Here is a 379-nt window from a genome sequence, read left to right as displayed (position 1 = left end):
GGTCATCGTGGGTGTCAGGTGCCCGAAGTAGCGCATGACGACGTGCAGCGGGACACCGGCGTTGATCAGGTCGGTGACTCGGGTGTGGCGGAATTGGTGTGTGCGCGAGATCGAGACCGCGCGTCCTGTGCTGTCGGTGATCCCCAGCCGCTTCGTCAGTTCCCGCAGCCGCGGGTTGTAGGTGTTGCACGAGTAGGGGTGCTGGCCCCACCGGTTGTTGCGGGGGCGCACGAACAGGTAGCGGGGCTGGGTTCCTGCCGGCGCACCAAAGGTGGTGAGCAGCTTTCGGGCGTGCTCCTGCTGGGATCGGATGATGGAGACGATCTCGGCATCGACAGGGATCGTCGCGGGTTGTCCCGATTCGATTTTCGTTTGCTGA

Annotated in this window: 1 protein-coding gene; it reads right to left on the bottom strand. The window is 64.1% G+C overall.

Annotation, left to right across the window (positions count from 1 at the left end; genetic code table 11):
* Positions 1-379: tyrosine-type recombinase/integrase (locus ON22_RS26600; RefSeq protein ID WP_043740661.1), on the bottom strand; the 379-nt coding region annotated here is incomplete at both ends.

The organism is Nocardia carnea NBRC 14403, from assembly GCF_000308515.1.
Taxonomy (GTDB): Bacteria; Actinomycetota; Actinomycetes; order Mycobacteriales; family Mycobacteriaceae; genus Nocardia; species Nocardia carnea.
Note: the sequence above shows the minus strand (reverse complement) of the source record. Positions and strands in the feature narration are given on the sequence as shown.